Here is a 4,860-nt window from a genome sequence, read left to right as displayed (position 1 = left end):
TAGATGACTATATGGATTATTATAATAATGACCGATGTCAGTGGAACTTAAAAAAACTGACTCCTACACAATATAGGAATCAGCTTTTAAAAGTTTCTTAATGACCCTCTTTTTTTAATGTCCTTGACAAAGGATCCATTTTAGATGAGGCGACTGAGTATACAGTTGTATTTTTTTTTACGTAATTATGTCCTTATGTATCACTATGTATTTTTTTACATTTTGATTGCATAAGGGAATAATTGCGTCTATTTCGGCTCCCTCGTGCCAGTTGTATTTTTAAAAACTTTTAAGCAGCATAATGCAACTTTCGCAATATATCATTTTTGTTCTGCTATGACACATTTAAAATATTATTTTTAGTTCGTTATCTTATATCACTTATCTTCAAATATATTATAATTTCACCAGTAGATTTATGATTAAAAATTTCATCAATATTTATACTTTCTATTTTTTTTACATCATCTCCTATAATATATCCTATGATAGGTAACTCATTATCTATTGTTATTTTTTTTTCCGTTTCAATTCCGAACATAGCTATTCCAGCACTATCTGTCCGAAAAAAATCTAATATTTTTTCATTTAATTCAAATTCTCCTGTTAGTACCTTAATTTTTTCCTTTTCTTGGTATACACTTATATCAAATTTATTTAACTTTTCACCAAAATCTAAAGTTTTATTGTACAAACTTTGTTCCTTTACAAATTTACCATTTTCAAATTCTTTCGAATATAAACTAATAGTATATTTCCCCTTCTTAATATTTTTTAGTTTATAATCTAAACCCATGCCACTTATGTTATTTTCACTTAAGTAATTTCTAAATATAATTGTTTCATTCTCAATATTATTTGATTTACATGATACTATAAAAATTAATATTATTAATACACATCCTAGTAATAATAACTTCTTTTTCATACATATCCCCCTTATTCAAACGTTTTGTTAACTTATTTATATTTGAATCTTGACCCCGATAGCGTTTACAATAGTTTCACCACAAAACAATTTCCACCTAAAGGAAAGGAGTCGAGAAAATTGAAACCTACGGTTAAATGCTCAAAATATTATAACACAAGTTTATATAAGTTTGGTAAGGATAAGAACTCCAACCAAAAGTATTTATGTAAGAAATGTCGTAGACAATTTACCTTACAATCAACTAAAAAGCATTCACTTGGATACCCTAGGTGGTAGACCGAAATACATGTAAAAATAGGCCGCAAGTTTATTAGAGTAATTGAAATTACTTAGTTTATCTTTCAAAAACCATACCTTTTGAAATAGTAAATTTATTATACTTTTTACAATTCAAAACATCAACATTTTTACATTTGAAATATTTCGATTAAGTAGTATACTTATTGCAATAGAAAGACATCAATAAGGAGATACATTATGAGAAAATTCTTTTATGCAAGAATAAGTACTAAAGATCAAACATTGGATAGACAAATTGTAGAAGCAAAAAATCTAGGAATTGAAGAAGAATATATATTTCTTGAAGTTGCTAGTGGTAAGGACTTTAAAAGACCAGAGTATCAGCTTTTAAAAAGAATGCTCCGAGAAGGAGATATTTTATATATAAAATCATTGGATCGATTAGGTAGAAATAAGCAAATGATTCTAGATGAATGGAATGAACTTGTAAAAATAAAGAAAGTAGATATAGTAATTCTAGATATGCCACTACTTGATACTACAAAATATAAAGATATGAATGGTTTAGAAAATCTAATTTCAGATATAATACTTCAATTACTTAGTTATATGGCTGAAGATGAGAGAATCAGGATAAAGGAAAGGCAGAAAGAAGGAATTAAAATAGCACGTGAAAAAGGCATTCAATTTGGTAGGAGAAAAATAGATCCTGGAGAAAATTTTGAAGGAATTTATAAAGAATGGAAATTAGGAGATATTACAGCCGTCAAAGCTATGAATTTACTAGGTTTAAAGCCTAATACATTTTATTGCAGAGTCAATGAGTATGAATTGAAAAAATAAAACGTGAAAACCAGTTATATCAATGTATTCAAAAAAGATACTTCCGGTTTTTACACGTATCTCGGTGTCCCACCTATATATATAATTTTCCAAAATATATCAAATCCTAACATATCATATATCCTAAACATTCAGTTAGTCTTATTTTTAAATTTTTAACTCTATATTTACTTACAGGTATTTGAATACTATTTATATAAAGGTTATTTTTATCTAATCTTTCAACTTTATCTAAATTAATTAAAAAACTATTATGGCATCTAAAAAAATTCTTTTCTTTTAAAACTTCTTCTATTTTTTTCATACTCATTTTTAGTTTAAAAAAATTATTAATTTCATGAATAATTATTTTATGTCCTTCTTTTTCTATATATAAAATATTGAGGATATTAACTCTAATTAAGTTATTTTTTGTATTTAAAATTAAATAATGTATATCTAAGTATTTAGAAATACACTCACTAAGATGCCTATTAATATCCTCAATTTTCAATGGTTTTATTAAATATCTATAAGCACTTACTTCATATCCTTCTTGCATATACTCACTCAATGATGTAGCAAATATTATCTCTAGTTTTTTATCAAACTTTCTAATCTCTTTTGCAGTATCCATTCCATTTAATTGGTCCATTTTTATATCTAAAAATAAGATATTCAATTCAATTGGATAATTATCTAGCAGTTTCTCACCTGATTCAAATTCATAAATTTTTAAAGATAAATCCTTATCTTTAAAATAAAGCTTAATCCAATCAACTAATAAATTTCTTTGAACTTCATTGTCTTCACAAACAGCTATAACTAAAGTCATTAAACACGATCCCACCTAACCTATTACTTTTTAGTACCTCTTCGAACCACAGATATAGAAAGAGCCACTTTTCGATATACCTATTTTTAAAACCTCCTCCAAAAACACTCTTTCTATAATTAAAAGCGAAACAGGGCTAAAGCCCCCCAATACTAAGAGAACATTTCAGTTGACATAGTTTTTTAAGTATCGAGAGATTTTAGAAGCTTACTTACAGCTTGCCTACTTATACCTATTTGGCCTGCTATTTGATTTTGATTAAATCCTTCTGCTTGTAGTTCCTTTATTTTTTCTAATCTATCCTTTTTTTCTTGCTCTCTTTTTGTTAATCCATTTTCATTTCTTCTTTTAGCCTTTTGTTTAGCCTTCTTTTCATCAGAACATCTTCTATATTTTTCTTTCCCTGAGATAATCGTCTTTAAATGTTGCTGCTCATCTAAAGTTATATTAAGTATTTCAATTAACTTAGCATTAGTATATTTATATAATTTATTTTGATAAGCTCTAGTAGCCGACTTAGTATCTGTAATAACTTCATTTTCTGGAAGTGGCTTTTTAAACATAGCATTTAATTCTAAAGCTCTTCTTAAAGCTTCATCTTCATCCTCTGTAAAGCAAGCAGAAAAGTATCTATATAAAAATAAAATAACTTCTCTATGACCTTCAACATCATAATCTCTAAGCTCACAAACCCTAGTTATATCCATAACCCTAGCATAATAAAGACTATATTCATTAAAAAGACTTACCATCTTCTTAGGTCTTCCCTTTGGCTTGTCCTTTTTAATAATCTCTGGTAAATATTCTTCTTGAATTTCTCTTAATGAATACTCATAATCATATTCATCTAAAACCTCAACACAAGTCCCACTCTTTGAATTTAACGTCCCAACTATTCTTAAAACTCTAGTTGGATCAAGTGCGTTTGCATCCGCTCCAAACTTTTTTAAAACATTATATAAATATCTTTGAACCGCATACCATAAAGGCATTGCCATACTTGGAACTGGCTTTATTAAAATAACATAATAAAGTCCTCTTCCACTATCTATTAAATAATTAGGTCTTGGTATTTTATGAGAATATAAATCATGCTCTAAAAAATACTTAACAGCATCTTTTGTATATTTTGAGTTGTAACAATCTATATCAATATAAACTGCTCTAAGCTCCTTTATATTTTCAATTCTTCTTTGTGGTCTATAAAAAGTATTTTGAGATACGTAAGAATTTATATCATTGATAATATCTTCTGTTCTCTCAAGTAAATCTTCTCTTTTATAATGCCATTGGCTATAATTAGGATTTTTACTAGCAATAGTAATATATCCATCACTATAACCATGTAGATTTGTTAAATGTTTCCTTGATTCATCTATGTTAATTTCATCATTTACCTGTAATTTAATTGCTTGCATTAAAAAAACTCCCCTCATTTTTCTGATAATGCACCTAAAAAGATAAGAGAAGTTATTTATATATATTGTCACATCTATAGTCATGTGATAAAATAACTATATAATATAAAACTACATGCATATAAAAATGTGGTAGTATTATAATAACTATATAAAAAATCTCTATTAAGATTCTCTTATCTTTCTAGGGTTCTTGTTAAAAGCTAGGATTTCAGTTTGCCGACCGTGTCCTAGCTTTTTTTATTATCCGATTTTTATATATAAATTGTAACATAAATTCTCAATTTCGTACATAAAAAGCGTGGTAGGTCTAAGACCACCCAATACTATGTATAAAACTATATATTAACTCAGTTATTTTTTAGTTATTTTCAAGTTATTTTTTAGTTTTATATTTAATATATTTTTTAAATTTATTATGATTTTCTTCTACCCTTTAGCTTATTTTTATTATTAAATAACAATTCATAGTATAATGAAAATATATACAAATTTATAGAAAGGAAGTGTTAAAATGACATATTTACTAAGTCCTAAAGTAGATTTTGTTTTTAAAAGGATATTTGGAAATGAAAAACACCCTGATATATTAATATCATTTTTAAATGCAGTTA

At 26.5% G+C, this 4,860-nt stretch carries 7 protein-coding genes; 4 read left to right on the top strand and 3 right to left on the bottom strand.

Going from position 1 to position 4,860, the window contains the following annotated elements:
* A partial coding sequence (locus CHF27_RS13350; protein WP_147294082.1) for an IS3 family transposase occupies window positions 1-101 on the top strand: 101 nt, incomplete at its 5' end.
* 266 nt (window positions 102-367) lie between these two features.
* Here CHF27_RS13350 and CHF27_RS13345 read toward each other — a convergent pair.
* Complete coding sequence (locus tag CHF27_RS13345) at window positions 368-928, bottom strand: hypothetical protein (RefSeq protein ID WP_095406526.1); 561 nt, start codon at window positions 926-928, stop codon at window positions 368-370.
* Window positions 929-952: 24 nt separating this feature from the next.
* Here CHF27_RS13345 and CHF27_RS14800 point away from each other — a divergent pair, with 24 nt between their 5' ends.
* Both CHF27_RS14800 and CHF27_RS13340 read left to right on the top strand, forming a co-directional pair.
* Window positions 953-1,207: an IS1/IS1595 family N-terminal zinc-binding domain-containing protein gene (locus tag CHF27_RS14800; protein ID WP_456300101.1), complete on the top strand. Its 255-nt coding sequence runs from the start codon at window positions 953-955 to the stop codon at window positions 1,205-1,207.
* Between the two features lie 201 nt (window positions 1,208-1,408).
* Complete coding sequence (locus CHF27_RS13340; RefSeq protein WP_095406525.1) at window positions 1,409-2,014, top strand: recombinase family protein; 606 nt, start codon at window positions 1,409-1,411, stop codon at window positions 2,012-2,014.
* Between the two features lie 106 nt (window positions 2,015-2,120).
* On the opposite strand, the gene CHF27_RS13335 is transcribed toward CHF27_RS13340, so the two are convergent.
* Window positions 2,121-2,828, bottom strand: a complete 708-nt coding sequence (locus CHF27_RS13335; RefSeq protein ID WP_095406524.1) for a LytR/AlgR family response regulator transcription factor — start codon at window positions 2,826-2,828, stop codon at window positions 2,121-2,123.
* Window positions 2,829-3,010: 182 nt separating this feature from the next.
* Complete coding sequence (locus CHF27_RS13330; protein ID WP_095406523.1) at window positions 3,011-4,246, bottom strand: replication protein; 1,236 nt, start codon at window positions 4,244-4,246, stop codon at window positions 3,011-3,013.
* A gap of 514 nt (window positions 4,247-4,760) precedes the next feature.
* On the opposite strand from CHF27_RS13330, the gene CHF27_RS13325 reads away from it, so the two are divergent.
* Window positions 4,761-4,860, top strand: a 100-nt coding sequence (locus CHF27_RS13325; protein ID WP_199533669.1) for a PD-(D/E)XK nuclease family transposase, incomplete at its 3' end; no start/stop codon positions are given.

This window comes from Romboutsia maritimum (assembly GCF_002251085.2).
Taxonomy (GTDB): domain Bacteria; phylum Bacillota; class Clostridia; order Peptostreptococcales; family Peptostreptococcaceae; genus Romboutsia_B; species Romboutsia_B maritimum.
Note: the sequence above shows the minus strand (reverse complement) of the source record. Positions and strands in the feature narration are given on the sequence as shown.